The 23550-nt window shown below is 70.8% G+C and carries 20 protein-coding genes; 10 read left to right on the top strand and 10 right to left on the bottom strand.

Annotation, left to right across the window (positions count from 1 at the left end; genetic code table 11):
• Positions 1 to 74 precede the first annotated feature (74 nt).
• Both VF746_09620 and VF746_09615 read left to right on the top strand, forming a co-directional pair.
• Entirely contained in the window at positions 75 to 1640 is a 1566-nt protein-coding gene (locus VF746_09620) for a serine/threonine-protein kinase (GenBank protein ID HEX8692666.1), read from the top strand.
• A gap of 157 nt (positions 1641 to 1797) precedes the next feature.
• Positions 1798 to 3900, top strand: coding sequence for a M20/M25/M40 family metallo-hydrolase (locus tag VF746_09615; protein HEX8692665.1), 2103 nt, complete (start codon positions 1798 to 1800; stop codon positions 3898 to 3900).
• Between the two features lie 91 nt (positions 3901 to 3991).
• Here VF746_09615 and VF746_09610 read toward each other — a convergent pair whose 3' ends face one another.
• From VF746_09610 to VF746_09600, 3 genes are all read right to left on the bottom strand, one after another.
• Positions 3992 to 4603, bottom strand: a complete 612-nt coding sequence (locus tag VF746_09610; GenBank protein HEX8692664.1) for a CAP domain-containing protein — start codon at positions 4601 to 4603, stop codon at positions 3992 to 3994.
• Positions 4604 to 5045: 442 nt separating this feature from the next.
• Complete coding sequence (locus VF746_09605) at positions 5046 to 5918, bottom strand: metallophosphoesterase (GenBank protein HEX8692663.1); 873 nt, start codon at positions 5916 to 5918, stop codon at positions 5046 to 5048.
• 216 nt (positions 5919 to 6134) lie between these two features.
• Complete coding sequence (locus tag VF746_09600) at positions 6135 to 6911, bottom strand: metallophosphoesterase (protein HEX8692662.1); 777 nt, start codon at positions 6909 to 6911, stop codon at positions 6135 to 6137.
• Positions 6912 to 6922: 11 nt separating this feature from the next.
• On the opposite strand from VF746_09600, the gene VF746_09595 reads away from it, so the two are divergent.
• Complete coding sequence (locus VF746_09595) at positions 6923 to 7177, top strand: hypothetical protein (GenBank protein HEX8692661.1); 255 nt, start codon at positions 6923 to 6925, stop codon at positions 7175 to 7177.
• Between the two features lie 649 nt (positions 7178 to 7826).
• Here VF746_09595 and VF746_09590 read toward each other — a convergent pair.
• The 3 genes from VF746_09590 to VF746_09580 form a co-directional block, all read right to left on the bottom strand.
• Entirely contained in the window at positions 7827 to 8837 is a 1011-nt protein-coding gene (locus VF746_09590; GenBank protein HEX8692660.1) for a tetratricopeptide repeat protein, read from the bottom strand.
• 4 nt (positions 8838 to 8841) lie between these two features.
• Positions 8842 to 9438: a hypothetical protein gene (locus VF746_09585; protein HEX8692659.1), complete on the bottom strand. Its 597-nt coding sequence runs from the start codon at positions 9436 to 9438 to the stop codon at positions 8842 to 8844.
• Positions 9439 to 9575: 137 nt separating this feature from the next.
• Positions 9576 to 10922 (bottom strand): sigma-54 dependent transcriptional regulator, encoded by a 1347-nt coding sequence (locus tag VF746_09580; protein ID HEX8692658.1) that lies wholly within the window; start codon positions 10920 to 10922, stop codon positions 9576 to 9578.
• 261 nt (positions 10923 to 11183) lie between these two features.
• Between VF746_09580 and VF746_09575 the strand changes: the two genes are divergently transcribed.
• The 3 genes from VF746_09575 (at position 11184) to VF746_09565 (ending at position 15502) form a co-directional block, all read left to right on the top strand.
• Positions 11184 to 11990: a hypothetical protein gene (locus VF746_09575; GenBank protein ID HEX8692657.1), complete on the top strand. Its 807-nt coding sequence runs from the start codon at positions 11184 to 11186 to the stop codon at positions 11988 to 11990.
• Between the two features lie 519 nt (positions 11991 to 12509).
• Positions 12510 to 15131 (top strand): ADOP family duplicated permease, encoded by a 2622-nt coding sequence (locus VF746_09570; protein HEX8692656.1) that lies wholly within the window; start codon positions 12510 to 12512, stop codon positions 15129 to 15131.
• Between the two features lie 38 nt (positions 15132 to 15169).
• Complete coding sequence (locus tag VF746_09565) at positions 15170 to 15502, top strand: PadR family transcriptional regulator (GenBank protein ID HEX8692655.1); 333 nt, start codon at positions 15170 to 15172, stop codon at positions 15500 to 15502.
• A 111-nt stretch (positions 15503 to 15613) separates the two neighbouring features.
• Here the strand turns inward: VF746_09565 and VF746_09560 are convergent, their stop codons facing one another.
• Both VF746_09560 and VF746_09555 read right to left on the bottom strand, forming a co-directional pair.
• Positions 15614 to 15952, bottom strand: coding sequence for a hypothetical protein (locus VF746_09560; protein ID HEX8692654.1), 339 nt, complete (start codon positions 15950 to 15952; stop codon positions 15614 to 15616).
• Positions 15952 to 16593: a DUF4142 domain-containing protein gene (locus VF746_09555; GenBank protein ID HEX8692653.1), complete on the bottom strand. Its 642-nt coding sequence runs from the start codon at positions 16591 to 16593 to the stop codon at positions 15952 to 15954. Before VF746_09555 ends, VF746_09560 begins: the two co-directional genes overlap by 1 nt.
• 197 nt (positions 16594 to 16790) lie before the next feature.
• Between VF746_09555 and VF746_09550 the strand changes: the two genes are divergently transcribed.
• Positions 16791 to 17426 carry an ArsR family transcriptional regulator gene (locus VF746_09550; protein HEX8692652.1) on the top strand — a complete coding sequence of 212 codons (636 nt, stop codon included), beginning with the start codon at positions 16791 to 16793 and terminating at the stop codon, positions 17424 to 17426.
• A gap of 191 nt (positions 17427 to 17617) precedes the next feature.
• On the opposite strand, the gene VF746_09545 is transcribed toward VF746_09550, so the two are convergent.
• Complete coding sequence (locus VF746_09545; protein HEX8692651.1) at positions 17618 to 18469, bottom strand: DUF1206 domain-containing protein; 852 nt, start codon at positions 18467 to 18469, stop codon at positions 17618 to 17620.
• A 357-nt stretch (positions 18470 to 18826) separates the two neighbouring features.
• Between VF746_09545 and lpdA the strand changes: the two genes are divergently transcribed.
• The 3 genes from lpdA (at position 18827) to VF746_09530 (ending at position 22267) form a co-directional block, all read left to right on the top strand.
• Positions 18827 to 20230 carry a dihydrolipoyl dehydrogenase gene (lpdA, locus tag VF746_09540; GenBank protein ID HEX8692650.1) on the top strand — a complete coding sequence of 468 codons (1404 nt, stop codon included), beginning with the start codon at positions 18827 to 18829 and terminating at the stop codon, positions 20228 to 20230.
• Between the two features lie 149 nt (positions 20231 to 20379).
• Positions 20380 to 21318, top strand: coding sequence for a tyrosine-type recombinase/integrase (locus VF746_09535; protein HEX8692649.1), 939 nt, complete (start codon positions 20380 to 20382; stop codon positions 21316 to 21318).
• 160 nt (positions 21319 to 21478) lie between these two features.
• On the top strand, positions 21479 to 22267 hold the full coding sequence (locus VF746_09530; protein HEX8692648.1) for a UbiA family prenyltransferase: 789 nt from the start codon (positions 21479 to 21481) through the stop codon (positions 22265 to 22267).
• A 37-nt stretch (positions 22268 to 22304) separates the two neighbouring features.
• Here the strand turns inward: VF746_09530 and VF746_09525 are convergent, their stop codons facing one another.
• A complete protein-coding gene (locus tag VF746_09525; protein HEX8692647.1) occupies positions 22305 to 23288 on the bottom strand; it encodes a hypothetical protein in 984 nt (327 codons plus the stop codon).
• Between the last annotated feature and the right edge of the window lie 262 nt (positions 23289 to 23550).

Below are 23550 nucleotides of genomic sequence, written 5' to 3'. Positions count from 1 at the left end.
CGCAACTCTGCGGAAGACACGGACTTCGGCCCCTCCATCCCCCGGGGAGATCCCGGGAGACTGGCTTCGTCGAGATGTACGGAATCGCAGGACTGCTGACCGGCCGCACGCTCGCGGGCCGCTACCTGATCGAGGCGGTGATCGGCCGCGGCGGGATGGGCGCCGTCTACCGCGCGGTCGACGAGCGGCTGTCGCGTCCCGTGGCGGTGAAGGTCATCGGCACCGCGACGGTCGACCCGGCCGAGCACGCCCGGCTGCGCCAGCGCTTCCACCGCGAGGCGCGGGCGGCGGCCGCGCTGCACCACGCCAACGTGGTGCAGGTGCACGACTTCGGCACCGACCCCGAGCTGGACCTGGACTTCCTGGTGATGGAGCTGCTGCGCGGCGAAGACCTGGCCGCGCGGCTGGTGCGCACCGGGCCGCCGCCGCTGGCCGTCTCGCTCTTCATCCTCCGCCACGCGGCGCGCGGGCTGGCCGCCGGCCACCGCGCCGGGATGGTGCACCGCGACGTGAAGCCCGGCAACATCTTCCTGGAGACGGAGGGCGACGAGGCGCGGGTGAAGGTCCTCGACTTCGGGATCGCCCAGGTGGAGAGCGAGGAGGGGACGCTCACGCACCTGACGCAGTTCGGGCGCTCGCCGTTCTCGCCCGCGTACGCCTCGCCCGAGCAGCTGCGCGGCGAGGAGGCGATCACCCCCGCGTCGGACGTCTTCAGCCTGGCCGCCGTGGGCTACCAGCTCGCCACGGGGAGGCGCCCCTTCACCGCGGCGGAGCCCGCGCGGGTGGCGGCGGAGCTGGCCGAGTCGCTCCGGCTGCTGAAGGAGCGCGCCCCGGCGCTGGACGACGCCACGGCCGCCGTCCTGGTGCGCGGCCTGGCCTGGGACCCGGCCGAGCGCTACGCCGACGCCGGGCTGATGGCCGACGCGCTGGAGGGACGGCCCGTCGCCGCGGCCGCCCCCGCCGCCGCCCGCCCGTCCGCTCCCGCCCCGGCGCGCCCGGCCGTGGACCTGGGCGACCAGACGAAGCTGTACGCGCCCGGACCGACCTCGTCCACGCCGGAGATGCGCCCCGCCGCCGCACGCCCCGCCGCCGAGCAGACGCAGCTCGCGCCGCCGCCCGCCGCGCGCCGGCCGATCCAGGCGAGCTTCCCCGGGGCGGACCAGGTGCCGCAGCGCCGGCCCGCGGCGCCCCCGGCCGCCGCGCCCGCGCACCTCCCGCCGCAGGGGGCGCCGTACGCCGCGCAGCCGCGCAGGCCGGGGCCGGTGCGGCGCTTCTTCCGCGCGCTGTGGGACTTCACCGTCACCACCGTGGCGCTGGCGCTCTTCGTGGGCGCGTGGGCCACCGCCATCATGGGCGTGGCGAACGGCGACGAGCGGCGGGTCTACCTGGGCGCGGCGGCCTCGGTGCTGCTCACGCCCCTGGCGGTGCACCGGCTCACCGGCCGCCGCGGGCGCTACGGCTTCGGCGTGGCCGGCTCCATCCTGGCCACCATCGGCGCCGTCTACGCCGTCGGCATGGACGCGGACCCGGCGATCGGGCTGGCGGCCATCTTCGGGCTGCAGATCCTCGCCTGCTTCGCGATGTCGTGGCTCACGCGCCGCAAGCCGAGGGACGAGGAGGCGTGGCAGGCGGGGGCGTAGGAGTACGAAAGTACGGGGGTACGGGGGTACGGGAGTACGGAGGGGATGCGCGGCCGGCGCATCCCCTCTTCCGTTTCGTCCGCCGTCTACCGTCGGCGGGGGCGGGGCGGTACTTTGCCCGGGCTTTCCCAGATTCCCCACACGCGAGGTCCCGCCCGTGCTCGTTCGCTTCGTTCCGGCGGCGCTGCTGGCGTCCGCCACGCTCCTCTCCGCGCAGCAGCCGATGCCGGGGTACTCCGCCGAGGCGGCCGCCCGGCAGCGAGCCCTGGAGGCCGCGGCCGTGCGCGCCGCCTCGCCCGAGCGCATGGCGGCGCACTCGCGCGCGCTCTCGGCCGAGACGCACGTGGCGGGCACCCCCGCGCAGGCCCGCACCCGCGACTACGTGCTGGGCGCCATGCGCCGGCTGGGGCTGGAGACGGAGGTGCGCGCCTACCCCGTCTACCTCCCCCACGCCACCTCGGCGCGCGTCTGGCGCGTCTCCCCCAACCCCGTGGAGCTCCGGCTGGCCGAGACGCCGGTGCCGGGAGACTCGACCTCGGCGCTCTGGCAGTACCCCACCGTCAACGGCTACAGCGCGCCGGGCGACGCGTCCGGCGAGGTGGTCTACGTCAACTACGGGCTGGTCGAGGACTACGCGAAGCTCGACTCGCTGGGCGTCTCGGTGCGGGGGAAGGTCGCCGTGGCGCGCTACGGGCGCAGCTTCCGCGGGATCAAGGCGCGCGAGGCGGAGCGGCACGGCGCCGTGGCGCTCATCCTCTACAGCGACCCGCGCGACGACGGGTACGCGGTGGAGGACGTCTACCCCGAGGGGCCCATGCGCCCCGACCAGGCGGTGCAGCGCGGGAGCGTCTTCAACGGCGCGGGCGACCCCTCCACGCCGGGGTGGGCGTCGGCGCCGGGCGCGCGGCGCCTTCCGGCGGACAGCATGGCCGTGCCGCGCATCCCCGTGGTCCCCATCGGGTACGCCAACGCGGCGGAGCTGCTGCGCGGCGTGCGCGGGACCGACGTGCCCAACGCCTGGCAGGGCGGGCTCCCCTTCCGCTACCACATCGGCCCCGGCCCGGTCGTGGCCCGCGTCCAGGTGCGCACCGACGCGGCGGAGCGGCCGGTGAAGGAGATCTGGAACACCCTCGGCTACGTCCGCGGCGCGGAGCTCCCCGACGAGTACGTGGTGATCGGGGGGCACCGCGACGCGTGGGGGCCGGGGGCGGTGGACAACGTGAGCGGCACGGCCAGCGTGCTGGAGGCGGCGGCCGCGGTGATGGAGCAGGTGCGCGCCGGCAACCGCCCGCGGCGGACGCTGGTGTTCGCCACCTGGGACGCCGAGGAGTGGGGGCTGATCGGCTCCACCGAGTACGTGGAGGAGGACTCGGCGCGGCTCTTCCGCGGCGCGGTGGCGTACCTGAATCAGGACGTGGCGGCCAACGGGCCCAACTTCGGCGGGGGTGGCTCGCCGTCGCTCAGGGCCGTGCTGCGCGACGTCGCCCGCCTGGTGCCGGACCCCTCCGACAGCGGGAGCGTGTACGCGGTGTGGCGCAGGCGCGCGAACGTGGCCGACTCGCTGGAGCCGGCGATGGGCGACCCCGGCGGCGGCTCGGACTTCGCGGGCTTCTACAACCACCTGGGAATCCCGCACGCGGACTGGGGCTTCGGCGGGCCGTACGGCGTCTACCACTCGCAGTACGACTCGCGGCGCTGGATGACGAGCTTCGGCGACCCCGGCTACCGCTACCACGCGGCCGCCGCGGCCGTGGGGACGGCGCTGCTGCTGCGCCTCGCCAACGCCGAGGTGCTCCCGTACGACTACGCAGAGTTCGCGCGGACCATGCGCGGCTACCTCCCCGCCCTGGAGGAGGCGCTCGGCGCGAAGGGGTGGGACCGGGCCGCCGCCGGCCCGCTGCGCTCCGCGATCGACGCGATGGAGCGCTCGGCGGCGGACTTCGCCCGGGCGCGCGACGCGGCGCTGGCGGGGCGGGCGGAGCGGGGCCGGCTCGACGCGGCCAACCGCGCGCTGCTGGGCGTGGAGCGCGCGCTCACCCGGCCGGAGGGCCTCCGGACGCGCCCCTGGTACCGCGCCCTGATCTACGCGTCGGACGAGAACAACGGCTACTCGACGATGGTCTTCCCCTCGGTCAACGAGGCGGTCCGCGCCGGCGACCGCGCGCTGGCGGAGCGCGAGATCGCCGACCTGGCGCGGCGCTTCCAGGCCGCGACGAGCGCGCTCGACGAGGCGGCGCAGGCGCTGGCGGGAGGGCGGTAGACGACGGATCGAGGGATGGAACGATGAAAGCGAGAGGCCGCCCCCGGAGCGAATCCGGGGGCGGCCTCGTCGTCTCTGTCCTACCGGCGCGTCAGGCGCAGGCGCCGGCGGCGATCAGCACCACCCAGTAGTGGCCGTAGCGCGAGCCGGGCGCGTGCACGTACCCGACGCCGTAGTCGGTCTGCGCGCGGTAGAAGTCGCCCAGCCCCAGCAGGTGGGTGCGGTGCCCGGTGGAGCCCATCCAGGCGCCCCACGCCGCCCGCGGCGAGGCGTACCCGCCGCCGAGCGACTCGATGTTGTTGCCGGACGGCCGCGCGTCGTACAGCACGGGGAGCCGGAAGCCGGCGCGCGTGACGTGCGTGTTGGCCCCCAGCCCGTCGGGGTCGGTGTGGCCGAAGTAGCCGCGCCGCGCCATGTCGGCGGCGCGGGCGCGCGCCACGCGGGCCAGCGTGGGGTTGAAGCGCATCCCGTGGCGCGCCTGGCCGGGCGCCGTCTCCAGGATCGACGCCAGCTCCTGCTCCTGCGGGTTGGCGGCGAAGCCCGCGCGCAGCGTCGCCGCGTCGGCGGCGCAGCCGAGCACGTCGCGGGTGGCGGCCAGGGTGGCGCGCGGAGCCGCGTCCTCGACGCGGTACGCACCGGCCGTGCACCCGGCAAGCGCAATAGAACACAGCGCGCCCACCGAAAGGCTGCGTAGTACTTTCATGGCTGTGTGGGGTTCGAGGCGGAACTCGGCGGGCTCATTTGGCAGGATCGGGACCAATCACTTCCCGGTGCACCGGTCGCAGAAACACCAGCATTCGCAAGGAATTTTCTCTATCCAGAAAGTCGGCCGCCCTCTCCGACGTGGAAATTTTTTCCGGGATTAGAAAAGATGTGCAGACCGGCGCCGGATGTAGTCGATCTTGCGACCGCAGTACGTATCGGATCCCGGTATTGCGACATGGATCAGTATCGGTCCAACACCATTGCAGCCGAGGGCCGTAACAGGGGGAGAAACAGTCGTCGCCAGCGGCTCCGGCGGGTCATGGCGACGGCTCCGCCCGCGAACGCCGCCCATCCCGCGTACGCAACCCGGGGGGACCGAAAACACGGAGCGAGTGCCCCTGCAGGACCAGGGTCACTCACTCCATTACGTGCTCAGGGGATCAGTGGCAGGTGGTGCGGCCGGTGTCGCGGAAGGTGCCGGAGACGGGGATGAACTCCCAGGTGTAGGCGTCCGCCTCCAGGGTGAGCTTGATGACGCCGAACGTCTGGTTGTAGCGCACCTCGCTGTTGGCGACCGGCGCGTTGAACTGGTACAGGGCGCGGCCGCCGGTGCCGACGAGGAACTGGCGGATGCCCCGCGCGGGGTCGGCCGCGCCGGTGGGAGTCTGCGGGGCGAAGCGCTCGTAGGCGTGGTCGTGCCCCACCAGCACCACGTCGGCGCCGGCGTCGTAGAGCGCCTGCCAGAGCGGCTGCATGGCGGCGTTGTTCCCGTGCAGGGACGAGCTGAAGCGCGGGCGGTGCCAGTACGCCAGCGTGCAGCGCGCCGGGTGCGCGGCCAGGTCGGCGCGCAGCCACTGCTCCTGGGCGGAGCCCGCGGCCACGGGGAGCTCGCTGTTCAGGCTGACCACGTGCCAGGCGCCCAGGTCGTAGCTGTACCACCCCTCGGCCGGGTTGCCGGCGGCGGCGCCGAAGTAGGCGAAATAGCCCGCGGCGCCCGGCGTCTGGTACTCGTGGTTGCCGGGCGTGGGACGGGTGCGCGCCTTGTGGCGGCCCCAGGTGGGATGGTAGCAGTCGCGGTACTCCTGCTCCGACCCGTTCTCGTACGCGTTGTCGCCCAGCACGGCGACCGTGCCGTCGATGCCGTCGAGGAGCGCGGCCGTGGCCTCGTCGCCCGTGCTGCGGCAGTCGGCGATGTCTCCCGCGGCCACCAGCACGGCGGATGGGGGCGGGGGCGGGTCGGCGGGCCCGGAGCTGCAGGAGCTGCAGGACCAGGCGGCGAACGCCGGCAGCAGGGCGAAGCGGCGGATGCGCATCTCTTCTCCATCTCACGTGGTCGGGACAGGTTTCTCCGCCCGACCGGAAAAAGCGTGCGAGAGGGGAGGACACGGAGAGTCGGCGGCCCCGCCGTCGTCCGTGCGGGCGTCGGCAGGGCCGGGGCCCGGCACGATGGGCTCACCCGGCGCGCAGGCGACCCCGGCACGAGCGCCCCGGGCAGGGATGCTCGTACCGGGGCCGGGGTGTTCCGGCGCTCAGTGGCAGGTGCCGCGGCCGGAGTCGCGGAAGGTGCCGGAGGTGGGGATGAACTCCCAGGTGTAGCCGTCCTCCTCCAGGGTGAGCTTGATGACGCCGAACGTCAGGTTGTAGCGCACCTCGCTGTTGGCGACGGGCGTGTTGAACGGGTACAGGTCGTTGCGGCCGCCGGTGCCGACGGTGAACTGGCGGATCCCCCGCGCGGGGTCGGCGGCGCCGGTGGGGCCCTGCGGGGCGAAGCGCTCGTAGACGTGGTCGTGCCCCACCAGCACCACGTCGGCCCCGGCGTCGTACAGCGCCTGCCAGAGCGGCTGCATGGCGGCGTTGTTCCCGTGCCGCGACGAGCTGAAGCGCGGCCGGTGCCAGTACGCCAGCGTGCAGCGCGCCGGGTGCGCGGCCAGGTCGGCGCGCAGCCACAGCTCCTGGAGCGAGCCCGCGGCCACGGGGAGCTCGCTGTTCAGGCTGACCACGTGCCAGGCGCCCAGGTCGTAGCTGTACCATCCCTCGGCCGGGAGGCCGGCGGCGAGGCCGAAATAGCCGAAGTAGCCGGCGGCGCCGGGCGTCTGGTACTCGTGGTTGCCGGGCGTGGGACGCGTGCGCGCCTTGTGGCGCCCCCAGCTGGGATGGTAGCAGTCGCGGTACTCCTGCTCCGAGCCGTTCTCGTACGCGTTGTCCCCCAGCACGGCGACCGTCCCGCCGATGCCGTCGAGCAGCGCGGCCGTGGCCTCGTCGCCCGGGCTGAGGCAGTCGGCGATGTCGCCCGCGGCCACCAGCACCACTGACGGCGGTGGCGGAGGAGGAGGAGGGGGGGGCGGAGGAGGCGGCTCCGGCGGCGGTGGCGGCGGCGGAGGAGGGGGCGGCGGAGGCGGCTCCGGCGGCGGCGGAGGAGGAGGCGGCGGTGGAGGCGGCTCCGGCGGCGGTGGCGGCGGAGGAGCAGGGGGCGGCGGAGGCGGCTCCGGCGGCGGCGGGCGCGGCGGCGGGGGCGGCGACGGCGGCGGCGCGGGCGGCGGAGCCGGGGGAGGCAGGTCGGACGGGCCGGTGATGCAACTCCACGAGGCGAGCGCGAGCAGCAGGACGAGGTGGCGCATGCGCATCTATTCTCTGTCTACAGGGGTCGGACAGGCTTCCGCCCGAACGGCAGGAGCGTGCGAGGGGGGCGGACCGGGGCGGGGGATGCCACGGCTCCCGGCGAAGAAAGCCCCGCAGATTACGTGGGGATGGCCCGGTCGAGCAAGATGCTCGTCACACGGCGGACACCGTTCAGGATCGTTCGTGCAATTGAAGGTCATCCTGAGGGAGCCGCTGCGCCGAGCCTGCCCCGCCACCGATGCCTGGCGGCGACCGAAGGATCTACTCACCCAAGAGCGAGGCCGGCCTCCGCGCACTGCATCTGGCCACCAGACATGCGGAGTAGATCCCTCGGGTCGCCACCGCGCCCCTCGGGATGACATCTGTTCGGCCGATTCCGCTGTTCAGGCGCATCTGGCATCAGAAGACGGCGGCCCGCCGTTCGTCCGCTCTGCGCCGTCGGCGCGGTCAGTCCGCGCCCACGGGCTGCCGAGCGCGGTGAAAAGACGTTTTCTGGATCTCACCCAGAGAAACAGAGGAACGGAGAACTGAACTGGAGTCCTCGGTTCCTCTGTTTCTCTGTTTCTCTGTTTCTCTGCGTGAGGCTTTCCCCTCCCGCCCGATCAGGAAGGCGGCTCGGGCAGCCCGGCCAGGATCGCGCGCAGCGCCCCGGCTTCGGCGGTGGCGCCGACCTGGTCGAACCCGGCCACGGCCTCCTCCAGCGCCTCGCGCGCCTCGGCCGCGCGCCCCAGGTCGCGCAGGAGGAGCCCCCGGTCGCGCTGCACGTCGGCGCGCGTCACCGGGTCGGGGTGGCTGCGGGCCAGCTCCAGCGCGCGGGCCAGGTGCGCCTCGGCCCCGGCGTCGTCGCCGTTGGCCCGCGCGGCCGCGGCCAGCACGCGCACCACCTGGGCGGTGCCCGTGGGGTCCGACAGGCGCTCGAAGCGCTCCAGGGCCCTGAGCGCCATGCTCTCGGCCAGGCGCCCGTCGCCCGAGCGGGCGCGCAGCAGGGCCCGCTCGGCCTCGGCGATGGCCGCCACCTCCTCGGTGTCGCTCTCGGCCGCGAAGTCCATCGCCCGGCGGTAGTGGGCGTCGGCGTCGGCGTCGAAGCCCAGGTCGCGGAAGGCGAGGCCCAGGTTGTAGTGCGTCTGCGCCAGCCCGCGCCGGTTGCCCATGCGCGTGTAGCCGGAGATGGCGCGCTGGAAGTACGCCAGCCCCTCGTCGCGCCGGCCGCGCAGGTGGGCCAGCGCCCCCAGCCCGTTGGAGGCGCGCGCGGCGAAGTCCACGTCGCCCCAGTCGCTCGCCCGCTCCAGCAGCTCGGCGAAGCGCCCCTCGGCCTCGGGCATGCGCCCCGACTCGAAGAGCGCCACCCCCAGCACGTTGAGCGCGCGCAAAGACAGCCGCCGGTCGCCGCGCCGCCCCGCCAGCGCCAGCACGCGCTCGGCCAGGGGCACGGCCCGGTCGGGGCTGCCCGTGCGCCAGAGCGCGTCGGCCAGGAGGAAGGCCACCTCGGGCTCGGCGAAAAGCTCCGTTTCGGACACGGAGCCCAGCCTTTCGACGAGGGTGGACCACTCCCGGCCGCCGGCGAGGGTGCGCGCCTCCTCGAGGAGGCCGGCGGGGGGGGCGGCGTCGGTCACGGGATCATTCGCCGGCCATCATGAACTTGCTGAAGCCCAGGACGTCGGCCTCGGCCTCTTCCAGGTCCACGTCGATGGCCGTCAGCAGCTCGTCCCAGGTGGACTGCCCCGCCTCCTGCCGCCAGATGCTGAACTGGAAGTTCCGGTCGCGGTCGTCGATCACGCCGTCGGCGTTGAAGTCGCGGTCGGCGTAGCGGAAGCTGATCTCCAGCTCGGCCGGGTGGTCGCGGCTGAAGACGAGCCCCGCGGGGAGGAACTCGAACTGGAAGAGCGCGGGGTCGATCACGCGGACGGTGATCAGCACCGAGTCGCCGCGCTGGAACGCCCTCCCGTCGGGATAGCGCAGCAGGGCGTTGCCGGGGATCTTGAACTCCAGGCAGTCTTCCCCGTTCACGTACGGGATCGACCGCTCGGTCCCGTCGCCGGCCTTGGCCCAGAACGAGATCTCGCGGGTCGCCAGCGCCGGGGCGTCGGCGGCCTGGCGCAGCACGATCAGGTCGCCGCTGGGGACGCCGGTCTCGGGGCCCGAGGGGTCGCCGCAGCCCCCGAGCGCGGCGAAGAGAGCCGTCAGGGCGACGGCGAGACGGTTTCGGATTCGCATGGTCATGGACTTCGGGAAGTAACACTGCGACGCGTTCGCGTTGACAGAAAGGGGAGCAAGGGGCGCACCGGGGTGAAAACCCGCGTGGCGCCTTGCTTTCCGCGGAAACGTCCTGTCCCGGGCCGCGACGCGGTGTCTCATTCCGGGACATCCTCCTCGATCCCCTCCAGCAGCCGGTACAGCCGCGAGCGCGAGATCCCCAGCGCCTCGGCGGCCGCGCTCTTGTTCCCCTCGAAGCGCTCCACCATGGCGAAGGCGGCGGCGCGCTCGATCTCGCCCAGGGTGGCCGGGAAGGGGATCGCGCCGTTCGAGGCGGGCGCGGCCGCGGCGGGCGCGGGGCCGGGGAAGAGGTCGGCCGGGTCGACGCCGCCGTCGCCCAGGAGGAGGGCGCGCTCCAGGGAGTTGCGCAGCTCGCGCACGTTCCCCGGCCAGGTGTGCGCGGCGAGCGCCCGGCGCAGCTCCGGGGTGACGGGCGGCGGGTCCATCCCGTACTGCCGGGAGAGGGTGCGCAGGAAGTGCTCGGCGATCAGGAGCACGTCCTCGCCCCGGTCGCGCAGCGGCGGGAGGTGGATGGGGATCACGCTCAGCCGGTAGAAGAGGTCCTCGCGGAAGTCGCCGCGCTTGACCGCCGCCGCCAGGTCCACGTGCGTGGCGGCGATGATGCGCACGTCCACGGTGCGGCCCTTGAGCGCCCCCAGCCGCCGCACCTGCTTCTCCTCCAGCACCTTGAGCAGCTTCCCCTGCAGGGTGAGCGGCAGGTCGCCGATCTCGTCCAGGAAGAGGGTGCCCCCGTCGGCGGCCTCGAAGAGCCCCGGCTTGGCGGTGCGCGCGTCGGTGAACGCCCCCTTCTCGTGCCCGAAGAGCTCCGACTCGATCAGGTTGGCGGGGATGGCGTTGCAGTTGAGCTCCACGAACGCCCCGGCCGCGCGCGGGCCGTTGTAGTGGATGGCCTGCGCCAGGAGCTCCTTCCCCGTCCCCGTCTCGCCGGTGACCAGCACGGTGGCGCGGTCGCGGGGGATGATGCGCGCCGCCCGGTCGAGCGCCGCGCGCAGCTGCGGGCTCCTGCCGATGATGCGGCCGAAGTCGAAGGCGCTGCGCTCGGCCTCGGCCAGGCGGCCCCCCGCCGCGCGCGCCTCGCGCCCCTTCGCCCGGTCGGCCAGCTCGGACCGGAGCGCCTCCAGGTCGCCCGGGAGGGCGAAGTAATCCCCCGCGCCCGCGCGCACGAGGGCGGCGGCCAGGCGGTGGTCGGCGCTGGCCCCCACCACCAGCGCGGGCGGCGCCCCCGCGGCCGCCAGCGCGCGGAGCAGCGGCTCGGCCTCCTCCTCCACCCCGGCCACGTTCACCAGCAGGGCCAGGGCGTCGGCGGCGGGGGCGGCGTCCTCGGCCGTCTCCACCACGCGCGCGCTCGTCCCGGCCGCGGCGGCGAGCTGCGGCCAGAGCGCGGAGAAGCTGTCGGAGCGTGCGACGACGATCAGCTCGGTCACGGGCGTCGGGGGAGGGGCCGGCGGGCGGGGCGCGCGTCTCGCCGCACGCCAGCGGTGTAGCGCAACGAGACGGTTATAGCGAGCGGCATCGAATCGCGCCAGAGCGGCGTGCGAGGGGAAAAGCAAGTGTTTTCACGGGTTTGCGGGTCCTGAAACCCCGGACGGCGGCCGAGGGTCCACCCGTTGCCTTACCAGGGGCCAGGTCCGCACCACACCACCGCCGCACGGGCGGCCACCGCCAGACCCTTATTGGAGGTTACGATGTTCGCCAGGAAGCTGCTGTACCCGCTCGCTCTCGCCCCGCTGGCCCTGGCCGCGTGCAGCGATTCGCCCACCGGCTCGGGGAGCGGTGCGTCCGACGTGGCCCTGCGCTTCGGCGTGGTGGGCGCGCCCGGCGCCTCCGCCTCGTCGGGCGCGCTCTTCCAGACCGCCGCCGGCCAGCTGGTCGTCACCGGCGCCAACGGCACCCTCACCTTCGACGGCATCCGCGTGATCGTGGAGGAGTTCGAGCTGAAGGGCGACGACGACGTGAACCCCTGCGAGAGGAACGGCGGGGTCGACGACTGCGAGGACTTCGACGCCGGGCCGTTCTTCGTCGACCTTCCGCTCTCCAGCGCCCCGATCTCGGTGTCGACGGGCGCCGTGCCGCCGGGCACCTACCGCGAGGTGGAGTTCGAGGTGGAGGACCTGGACGACGACGAGGAGAACCCGGCCGAGGCCGCGCGCATCGCGCAGCTCTTCCAGCAGATCCGGGCGCAGTTCCCCGACTGGCCGCGCGACGCCAGCATGCTGGTGACCGGCACCTTCACCCCCACCGGCGGGCAGCCGCGCCCCTTCCGGGTGTTCATCGAGGCCGAGATCGAGGTGGAGGTGGACCTGAACCCGCCGCTGGTGGTGACCGAGGGCTCCACTCAGGACGTGTCGATCCTGCTGGACCCGGCCGCGCTCTTCCGCCAGGGCGGCAACGTGGTCGACCTGTCGGCCCAGAACGGCCGGCTGCTCAGGATGGAGCTGGAGGTCGAGAACGGCTTCTCGGGCCGCAGCGGGAGCAATTCCGGGCGGGGCTGAGACGACCCTGAAAGACGGTACAGGGGACAGGGTGAAATCCTGCTTCCCTGGAAGCGAGGGGGGAGGGGCCCGGCTGGGGGGTTCCCTTCCCTCTCGTGTTTCGACGACGACTGCTTTGCCTCACGCAGAGGAAGCAGAGGTAGCAGAAGACTTCACAGCGCTTGGCGGAAGATCGTTCCAATAGCAGATCCGGAAGGCCTCACACGGAGAAACGGAGGACGGAGGACCGGAATCCTCCGTTGCTTGGTTTTCCGTGTGATTCCCAGTCTGTTTGGACCAGGACGATGCCCGGCGGTGTGGTGATGGCAGCGCTCGGACGCAGTTTCCTCTGCTGTCTCTGCTTCCTCTGCGTGACGCCGTTCCTGGTCGGCCGGACGGCGAAGAATGTCCGCCTCGTTCAACCTTCCCGCCCCTTCCGGCATCCAAGACCCGGTCGTGCGAAACCCGCACGATCGCGTCCCCGTATTCTACATTGTAGAATCACCGACCACCGTCCCGCGCCCTACTCCACGCGCACCGATGCTCCCCCGCCTCCCCGCCGCGATCCTGCGCGCCCTCCTGCCGTACGCCGAGCGGGACGAGGTGCTGGCCGACCTCGCCGCCGAGCACGCGGAGCGCGAGGCGGCCGACGGCCGCGGGGCGGCGCGGCGGTGGGTGTGGGGGCAGGTGCTCGGCTCCGTCCCCGCGCTCCTGCGGCGGAGTTGGTGGCGCGGCTGGAGCGGGTTCGAGCCGCGGGCGAACCGGATGCGACCTGGAGGTCCGATGCTGGAGAGCTGGATCATGGACGCGCGCTACGCGGTGCGCCGCCTGCGCGCGCGTCCCACCTACACCCTGCTGGCCGTGCTCACCCTGGCGCTGGGCGTCGGCGGCACCGCCGCCATCTTCGGCGTCGCGCGCGGGCTGCTGCTGGACCCGCTGCCGTACCGGGCCGAGGACGAGGTCGCGGTCTTCTGGTTCCCCGCGAGCTGGACGGAGGAGGAGTTCCTCTACCTGCGCGGCAACTTCCCCGGCTTCCAGCAGGTGGCGGCGTACCGCTCCGAGGACGCCACGCTGGAGCTGAGCGGCGCCCCGGCGCGCCTCCTCCCCGGCATCGCCTCGTCGTCGGAGCTCTTCCGGGTGCTGGGCGTGCGGCCGGAGCTCGGGCGCGGGCTGCAGGCGGGCGACGACGCCCAGGGCGCCGAGCCGGTGGCCGTGCTCTCCCACGGCCTCTGGCGCGAGCTGGGGGGCGACCCGTCCCTCGTGGGGAAGCGCATCCGCCTCGACGGCGTTTCCCGCACGGTGGTGGGGGTGATGCCGGCCGGATTCTGGTTCCCCGATCCCACGGTGCGCGTCTGGCTCGCCGCGCCGCTCGACCCCGAGGGCCGCTCGGGGAGCTACACCTTCGTGGGCCGCGTGGCGCCGGGGCAGAAGGTGGACGCGATGAGCGGGCCGCTCGCCCGGCTCAAGACCATGCTAGCCGAGCGCTTCGAGTACCCGGAGCAGTGGGACAAGACGCGCGAGCCCTCGCTCACCCCGGTCCGCGAGTTCCTCCTGGGGAAGCTCAGGCCGGCGGTGCTCGCCACGGTCGCCGCCATGGCCCTCATCCTCCTCATCGCCTGCGCCAACGTGGCCGCGCTGATGCTGGGGCAGGTGGAGGGGCGGACGACGGAGCTGGCGGTGCGCACGGCCCTGGGCGCCGACCGCGCCCGGCTCACCCAGCAGCTCGTGGCCGAGGCGCTGCTGGTGGGCGCGGTGGCCGGCGGGATCGGCGCGGCGCTCGCCGCGGGGGCGTTCCGCCTGCTGGTGGGCGCGCTCCCGCTCGGCGCCTGGGCCGAGAGCGTGTCGCTGGACTGGAGCGTGTTCTGGGCGGCGATGGGGGTCGCCCTGCTGGCCTCGCTCCTCGTGGCGCTGGTACCCGTGGTGGCCCTCTGGCGCGGCGACCTGCGGAGCGCGCTGGGGCGGCAGCGCACGGGCGGGATCGGCGGGCGCGGCGGGCGGCTGGAGGGCGGGCTGGTGGTGGCGGAGGTGGCGCTCGGGGTGCTGATGGCCGCCGGCGCCGCGCTGCTGGTGCGGAGCGTATCCAATCTCTACGCCATCGACCCGGGCGTGGACACCCGCGGCGTGGCGGTGATCGACGTGGCCCTGGGCGCCGACGTCCCCACCGAGCGCCGGCAGCAGACGGTGCGCGAGCTGGTGGCGGCGCTCGGCCAGCTGCCGGGGGTGCGCTCGGCCGGCGCGGCCCAGAAGATCCCCCTGCGCGGCTCGGGCGACAACTGGGGCCTCGCCGTGGTGGGGCGCCCCGACCTGGAGGAGAGCACCACGGCCTTCCGCATCGTGACGCCCGGGTACTTCCCCACCATGGGGATCGCGCTCCGGCAGGGGCGCCTCTTCGGCGGCTCCGACCGGCCCGGCGGCGAGCGCGCGGTGGTGGTCAACGAGGCGCTCGCCCGCAAGTACTTCCCCGGCGTGAGTCCCGTCGGCCGGCTCGTCTCCACCGGCTTCGACAGCGCCGGGGAGCGCATCGTGGGCGTGGTGGAGGACGTCGCCGAGGGCAGCCTCACCGACCAGGCCGAGCCCGCGCGCTACATGCTCTACGACCAGATCCCCTACGCCCCCGAGGGGAACACGCTCGTGCTGCGCACCGACCGCCCCGAGGACGCGGCGGCGGTGCTCGACGCCGCGCGGCGCACGATCCAGCGCACCGCCCCCGGCGTGGCCGTCCAGAAGGCGACCACCATGGAGCGGGTGCTCGCGCAGGCGGTGGGGCCGGCGCGCCAGGTGATGACGCTGCTGACCCTGCTCACGGGGCTGGCGCTGGTGCTGGGGGCGGTGGGCGTCTACGGGGTGATCTCGCACTTCGCCAGCCGCCGCCGGCGCGACTGGGGGATCCGCGTGGCGCTGGGGCTCAGGCCGTCGCGCGTGGTCGCCCTGGTCGTCCGGCACGGCGCCGCGCTGGTGGGCGGCGGGATCGCGCTGGGCATCGTCGCGACCCTCGTGCTGGCCCGGCTACTCGCCTCGCTGCTGTACGGCATCGGCGCCGCCGACCCGCTGGCCCTGGCCGCCGCGGCCGCCGCCCTGATGACGGTGGGGCTGGTCGCCGCGTACGTGCCGGCGTGGCGCGCCAGCCGCGTGGACCCGGCCGAGGTGCTGCGCGAGCAGTGAGTGCGGGCCGTATGATCAGCCGATCAGGGGAGGCGGCCGTGACCGACGAAGTCCCGCTCGGATCGTTCGAGGAGCAGGTGATGGTCGCCGTGGTGCGCGCGCGCGGCGAGGCGTACGGGACCAACGTCCGCCGCGAGATCGAGAGCGCCACGGGGCGCGGCGTGGCGGTGGGCGCGGTGTACGCCACGCTGGACCGGCTGGAGGCGAAGGGGCTGGTCGCCTCCGACCGGGCGGGCACCGGCGGCGCGTCGCGGCGGCTGTTCACCGTGACCGCCGCGGGCGCGCGGGCGCTGGTGGAGACGCGCGCCATGCGGGAGCGGCTCTGGCACGGCGTGGACGTGCGGCGCCTCCTCGCGCTGGGAGGGACGTGATCCCAGAACCCTGAAAAGAATAGTCTCACGCAGAGACGCGGAGAATCCCTGGCGGTTTCTCTGTGTCTTTGCGTCTCTGCGTGAGAAAAAGTCTTTTCTCCGACTCGACGATTACTCCCCTCGCGTCAGGCTCGCCGCCATGTTCGGGTGGAAGGCGCACTTGTACGCCCCGATCCCGTTCTCCGGCACCACCAGCCGCCACGACGCGTCCTTCGCGATCGATCCCGAGTCCCACAAGCCGTCGCCCGCCGTGGCGGTGTGCGGCACCGGGTCGCGGTTGGTGAAGACCACGGTGTCGCCCGGCGCCACGCCCAGCTCGGCCGGGCGGTAGACGAACGCCGTGATCTCCACCGCGTGGGTACGCGGAGCCCTCTCGCGCCCCGCGCACCCCGCGGCCGCCAGGGCGAGGAGGACGGCCGCGGCGCGGAGTGCTCCCCGCCTGGCCACCATCACGCCCCCTGCAGCGAGCCCTGGATCTGCTTCGCGCGGTCCAGGTGCGCCTGCACGGCCGGGCGCACGGTCTGGAGCAGGCTCTTCAGCTCCGCGTTCTGCGCGCTCGGGATCAGCGTCTGGTCGATGGCGTCCAGCACCTGCTGGTGGTACTGCACCTCGTGCTCGATGTAGGCGCGGTCGAACTCCGCCCCGCTCAGGCCCTGCAGCTGCTGCACGTTCTGCTCGCCGCCCTGCGTGAGGCTCTGGCTGGTGGGGTTCTGCTCCGGCGTCACGCCCAGGCGGGTGACCAGGTCCACCGCCTGCTTGTTCACGCCCGAGTGGTCGGTCACCATCATGTTGCCGAAGTCCTTCACCTGCTGGTTGCTCCCCTTCGTCTTCGCCAGCTCGCCGGCGGCGCTGTCCACGGCGTTGGCCGCCACCACGATGGCCGCGATCTGCGGGTCGGTCACCGTGGCGGCGGCCGTCGCGGGCGGCGTCGGCGGCGGGCTGGGGGAGACCGCGGTGGCGGTGCTGGTGTCGGCGGTGGCCGCGACGTCGTCTTCGTCGCCGCCCTTGGCGCAGGCGGCGGCCAGGAGCAGCGCGGGGATGGCCAGGGCGAGCGCCAGGGCGCGGCGGGTCTCGGGAGTGCTGTGGGCCATGCTGGTTTCCTCCGGTCGATAGTGAACACAGGTACCGCGGGTGATACGGCACGCGCGCCGGGCGTGGATCTACGTCTCCACGGACGCGGTGGACGGGGAAGCTAATCCGGATCTTCCGTTTGTCAATAATTTTGTTGACTTACTGGACCTGCGGCTGCATTTTTGCTACAGTCCTCGGGCAACCGAAAGGAGCCGGCATGCAATCGAGAGGGTGGAAGGAGCGGCTGCTGGGGAGCACGCGGGGGCGGATCATCACGCTGCTGCGGCGCTCCGAGCGCACCGTCAACGAGCTGGCCGACGAGCTGGGGCTCACCGACAACGCGGTGCGCACGCACCTGGCCGCGCTGGAGCGCGACGGGCTGGTGGCGCTCACCGGGGTGCGCCGGGGCATCGGCAAGCCCGCGCACCTGTACGCTTTGACCGGCGAGGCCGAGACGCTCTTCCCGCGCGCCTACGGCGTGGTGCTGAAGACGCTGGTGGACGCGATGCGGCGCTCGCTCCCGCCCGACCAGGTGGAGGTGCTGGTGTCCGAGACGGGCCGCCGCCTGGCCGCCGGCCTCCCGCGCGCCACGGGCGACCTGTCGCGCCGCGCCGAGGCGGCCGTGGCCGTGCTGGCGGAGCTGGGCGGGATCGCCGAGTGGCGGGTGGAGGAGGGCGCGGCCACCATCCGCGGCTTCGGCTGCCCCCTGCGCGAGGCCGTGGACGAGAGCCCGCTGGTCTGCCGCATCGCCGCCGCGCTGCTGAGCGAGGTGGTCGGCTACGATGTCGAGGAGTGCTGCGCCCGCGGCGAGTCGCCGAGCTGCCGGTTCCAGTTCGGCACCGCCAGTGCGTGAGGAGAAAGTGCGAAGTGCGAAGTGCGAACGGCTCGTAGCCGCGACGCAATCTCGTAGGGGCGAGGCCTGCCTCGCCCGTGCCGAGCCTGCCCGTGCGCAGAGTCTGAAGCACGCGCTGAAGGAGCCCGCGCAGGCGGGCTTTTCGCTTTTGTAGCCGCGTCTTCAGGCGCCTCCTGCTCGAGGCGCGCCCCTCACGTCGGCGGGCGGATGATGCGGTAGCGCGCCTTCACCATCTCGAAGATCCCGTAGCCGGCGAGCCCGAGGGCGACCAGGCCCAGCAGCCACGGCCCGTACGGCGCGCTGCGCAGCGACTCCAGGGCGCCGCCCAGCGCGCGCGCCTCGCCGGGGTCGGCGGCGAGCGCGGCGCGGCCCAGGAAGAAGCCGATCAGGCAGAACACCACCCCGCGCGCCGCCAGCCCCGCGCGCGACGCGGCGACGAACATCGGCCGCGACTGGGGGCTCATCCGCGACAGGTCGAGCCGCTTCCCCAGGTCGGCCTTCCACGCGCGGTAGATCTGGCGCAGGCCGTAGGCGGCGATCCCCAGCCCGACCGCGCCCACCAGCCAGGGGCCGGCCGGCTGCTCCATCAGCGTCCCCGTGCGCTCGCGCACCTGCGAGTCGCCCCCGCCCGGCCCGCCCGAGCCCATCGCCATCCGCACCGCGGCCACCGCGAGCCCCGCGTGGAAGACGCCGGTGACGAGCGCCCCGGCGCGCGCGGCGAGCCCCTTCGCGTCAGTTCCCTTGTGCTCCGGGTCGAGCAGCGCCTGGACGAGCCGCCAGAGCGCGTACCCCGCGAGCCCCACCGCCAGCGCGATCAGCAGCGCCTTCCCGAACGGCTGGCGGAACACCTCCACCAGCGCCCCCTGTGGCCCCTCCGCGTGTCCCTTGCCGAGCGCCGCCTGCGCCGCCATCCAGGCGATCACCACGTAGACCACCCCGCGCGCGAAGTAGCCGATGCGCGCCAGCCGCTCGATCCACGGCGCCGCCTCGCGCTTCATCCCGCGCGCCGCCCGCCTCACCTGCTCGACCGGAATCTCCGCCATGGCTCCCCCTGTTCAGCGTCGCCGCGCCCCTGTGCAAGGAGCGTGACGGACGTCCGCAGGAACCTCGGAGACGCCGCTTCCGGACGAGGTGGGGCTGGTCCGGTGCGTCGAAGCCGTCCTCCAGGCGGCGGATAGTAGATCCCTCGGGCGCCCCGGCTTCGGTGCGGAGATGAACTCCGTCGCGGCGCCCTCGGGATGACATCATCGCGTGACGGGACTCACGCTGTCGCACTCTCGCACTCTCGCACTCTCGCACTCTCGCACTCTCGCACTTTCGCACTTTCGCACTCCCCCGTACTTTGGGCGGCGCTTCGCCGGGCCCGCGGTCCGGCAATCCAACCGATCCAGAGGTGAACGTTGGCGGACAACAGCTTCGACATCGTGATCATCGGCGCCGGGCCGGCGGGGTACGTGGCCGCCATCAAGGCCGCGCAGCTCGGCTTCAAGACGGCGTGCGTGGAAGAGGTGGCGCTGGGCGGCGTGTGCCTGAACATCGGCTGCATCCCCACCAAGGCGCTGCTGGAAAGCGCCGCCATGATCACCCACCTGGGCCACGCGAAGGAGTTCGGCGTCACCGTCGGCGAGCTCAAGCTCGACCTGGCCCAGGCCGTCAAGCGCAGCCGCCAGGTCTCCGAGCGCCTGGTGAAGGGGATCGGCTTCCTCTTCAAGAAGAACAAGGTCACGCACCTGGCCGGCCGCGGCCGCATCGCCGGCAAGGGCAAGGTCGAGGTGACGGGGAAGGACGGGAAGGCGCAGACGGTGTCGGCCAGGCACGTGATCATCGCCACCGGCTCGGCCCCGCGCGACCTGCCGTTCCTCAAGATCGACCACGACCGCGTGTGGGACTCCACCGACGCGATGATGGCGCAGGAGACCCCGAAGACGCTCGCCATCGTGGGCGCCGGCGCCATCGGCTGCGAGTTCGCCGACGTCTACGCCGCGTTCGGCACCAAGGTGACCATCATCGAGGCGCTGGACCGCGTGCTGCCGCTGGAGGACAAGGACTGTTCGGCGGTGGTGGAGAAGAGCTATCGCAAGCGGGAGATGGACATCTTCACCGGCGCGCGGCTGGAGAAGGCCGACGTGCGCAAGGACGGCGTCACGCTCACGCTGAAGACGGCGAAGGGCGAGACGAAGACGATCGAGGCCGAGCGCGTGCTCCAGGCCGTGGGCCGCGCGCCGCTGGTGCAGGACATCGGGCTGGAGAAGGTGGGGATCCAGCTCACCGAGCGCGGCTTCATCGCCATCGACCGGCAGATGAAGACGAACGTGGAGGGCTTCTACGCCATCGGCGACGTGGCCGGGCCGCCGCTGCTGGCGCACAAGGGCTCGCACGAGGGCGTGGCGTGCGTCGAGGCCATCCACGGCGACCCGCACGCCGGGATCGACTACGCCAACATCCCCAACTGCACCTACTGCCACCCCGAGATCGCTTCCGTCGGGCTGACGGAGGAGCAGGCGCGCGAGCAGGGGTACGACGTGGACGTGGGCGTCTTCCCCTGGAGCGCCAACGGCCGCGCGCTCACCGCGGGCGACACCGACGGCTTCGTGAAGGTGGTGCGGGACAGGAAGTACAGCGAGGTGCTGGGCGCCCACATCGTGGGGCCGCACGCCACGGAGCTGATCGCCGAGTTCGTGGTGGGCCGCCACCTGGAGACCACCGTGGAGGAGATGGACCGGGCCATGCACCCGCATCCCACCCTCTCCGAAGCCGTCGCCGAGGCCGCCCTGGCCGCCCTCGGCCACGCGCTGCACATCTAGCCGCGGCAGCCGCCGATGCGAGCGAGGCCGGCTCCGGATTCGATCCGGAGCCGGCCTCGACGTTTGGGTGCGCGTCCAAACCGTCAAAAGTTACAAACTGGACGACTTGCCCGGCAACTGTCAATCTCGTGCTCCAGGGCTGGTGTGCGATGACCGTGGCAGAAGCGATCGAAGCGTTCCTCTTCCACTGCCGCTACGAGAAGAACCTGAGCCCGAAGACGCTCAGAGCGTACGCCACCGACCTTGGGCAGTTCGCCAGGTTTCTGGTCTCGCTCGGAGAGCCTTGCCAGATCGCGGAAGTCGGGAAGGAGGAGCTTCGCGCCTTCATCAAAGCGCAGTACGAGCACCTCGCGCCGAAGAGCGTGAAGCGGAAGGTGGCGACCTTGAAGGCGCTGTTCGGGTACTTGGAGCGGGAAGATGCGGTGGCAGTTAGCCCCTTTAGGAAGATGGCGGTGCGCATCAAAGAGGAGCGGCGGCTCCCGCGGACCGTGCCGCTGTCGGAGCTGAAGCGCCTGTTCACGCACCTCTACCAGCTCAAGCAGGCGTGCGCTGATTCTGCCTCGCCCGAATACCACACCCTGCTGCGCGACATTGCGGTGCTTGAAGTGCTGTTTGCCACCGGCGCCCGGGTTTCGGAAGTGTGCCATCTCACTGTCGAAGACGTAGACTTGCGGAAGGGTTGGATTCGCATCATGGGTAAGGGAGGACGTGAACGAGTGATTTATCTGTGTAATGTGGAGACTCTATCTCTGCTGCGCGATTACCGGGCAATCGCGCACACAAGCACGCCCGCCTATTTCTTTCGGAATCAACGCGGAGGTCGGCTCTCGGAGCAGTCCGTGCGCGCAATGCTGAGCAAGTACACCAGCGGAGCCGGTCTCCAGCGGTCTGTAACTCCTCACATGGTCCGGCATTCAGTGGCTACATTACTGCTGGAGGAAGGCATGGACATCCGCTATATTCAGCAACTTTTAGGGCACACTTCAATCACCACTACCCAGATCTATACTGAGGTGCACCCTCCAAATCAGCGACGGCTCCTCGCGAGAAAACATCCGCGCCGTCGCTTCCACCTGAGTCCGAAATAATAGAGTCGAAGATCTAGCTGGAGCCTGAGAATTTGCGCTCGCTTAGCTCGACTATTATACTATGCTCGGTCTATTCGAGCCCTTTTCTCCAGCCTGCCTAGGCCTTCTGCCCATCCAGATAGGATTTCCGAGTCACCTCACTGGATAACAAGGAATTATCGTGGGCATTCTTCGCGCAGTCCTCAGAATTGTGCGCCCGCCTTCGTCGTTACTTGCCTTCTTATCCGTCCTCCTACCTTTGCTGGTACGAACGAGTGATCTGAGCTTTAGCCTGCAGAAAGCACTTCCGCTTCTCTTTGGCAGCATGTGCACGTTCATCGTCAATGACCTCGACGATGTCGAGAAGGACAGGATCAATCATCCAGACCGGCCTTTGCCGAGCGGCGAGTTGAAACCCGCGTTTGTCGCCGTCCTGTATTACTGCTGTCTCGCGTCGACATTGCTGTCGATCCGTTTTGGTATCGGCACAAATCCGATCTCCTTCCTCTATTACCTGGGATTGATAGCGGCCATCAGCTACAGGTACGTCGTGGAGTATCTGCCTGTTATCAAGCCGCTTTACGTCGCGCTGGTATCGACCGGACCCGTGATCCTTATCGTGCAGTACTCCCCTCGTGAACCCAGCCTCTATGCGGTGGCGGTAGCGGTCTTCTTCTTCATGCTCGGCCGGGAGCTGTGCAAGGATTTACCAGATCGCCCCGGCGATCCTGCGTCGTTCCTGCACACCCTCGAGCCGCGCCGAGTCGCGCTCATCTCGGGTGTGTGCCAGACGGCTGGGGTTGCACTCGTGTCGCTACGAGTCGAAACCGTTCTCGGGTTCCTGAACATCCTGCTGATGGCCCTGCTAGTCGTGCTCTCTTATGTTTTCTGGCTCCGCTGGGGCCGTCTTACAACCGCTCTCGGACTGATGAAAGGCACGATCTTCCTTGGACTTTTCTTTTTGATATAGCATCCGGATCGCAGCGACACCAATTACTGTCCTCTGACTAACGCGTTATGAGCGGCTCCAGCACCATGACCAGAATCGTTATTCCGATCGGTAGATCGCTCCATGATAATTGCAAGCTGTACTGTAACTCCTCACGATACATTTTCTCGAACTCCATCAGGCGGAGCTTTTTTTCGAACCCGCTCAGGGTCGCGTTTTTTATTTCCTCATGTAGGCTTGCGAGTTCAATATCAATCGATTTGTCATAGATTTTCCGTAGCACTTCACGTGGATAGAAGTTAAAAATCAGAAGTACGGGCGTTGCAATGATGACCGGCAGTAGCAGGAAGACCTGCGCACTCCGGCCAATGAAACTATCGTACAAAAATGGCGCGCCGTAGTAGCTTCGTACACCAAGATAAACCCCAATAAGAGCCAGAATCGACACCGTTTGAACATATGTATTTACAGCGTCGAGCTTCCGCTCTTTGAAGAGATGCCGGCGAGGATTCTGAACGTATGTGTTGACAACGTTGAGTTCACGCTGTTTGAAGAGATTACGAGTAACCTGAACATCGAGCAGGGAGTGAAGCATCATCCCGGCGTAGCGGATCTTGCGTCCAGCATAGCTGGCAAGCCCACATTGCAGACAGCCCGCGATCAGCATCACCTCTTCTGCTATGCCATAGAGCGGAAAATGGCAAACCTGAAGAACTATGAAGCCAATGATGATCATTTCCGATGCAAAGACAATCGTACGGCTGAGGCTGGAATACCTTCGTTTGTTCTCAAAGTAATCCGTTGTTGAGAGCTCCTCCGTTGTGAACGTTGCCTCGATGGCATTGGGTATCATGTGCTGCGAGCTGCCGATCAGCAAAGCGGTCACAACGCCTAGTCCAAGCGTTACGAGCGTGTTGAAGGGCCCGATGTACATCCTCAGGAACTGCTGGGCTTCCTCTCTCCCTTCTACTGCGTGGATAAGGGCTGTGCCGGCAAGGCCGTAGACCAGGCTCACACCAAACCCCATGAATACAAGCCACATGAAGTGAATCGGGGAGGGCGATCGCACGATAATTCCTTGTTATCTAACAAGAATGCACCCTTGAGCTGTACCCATTACCGCGCAACTACAATCGGCTACACGGTCGAATGCTTGATGGATGATACCACTTTGCAGAGCATCGTTCGGGTACAGCTTTCTGATAAAGCCTCACACAGAGGACACAGAGAACACAGAGAAACTTCAATCGCGTCTTCAGTTCCTCCGTGTTCTCTGTGTCCTCTGTGTGATTCCCAATCTGTTC

The organism is Longimicrobium sp., assembly GCA_036389795.1.
Lineage (GTDB): Bacteria > Gemmatimonadota > Gemmatimonadetes > Longimicrobiales > Longimicrobiaceae > Longimicrobium.
Note: the sequence above shows the minus strand (reverse complement) of the source record. Positions and strands in the feature narration are given on the sequence as shown.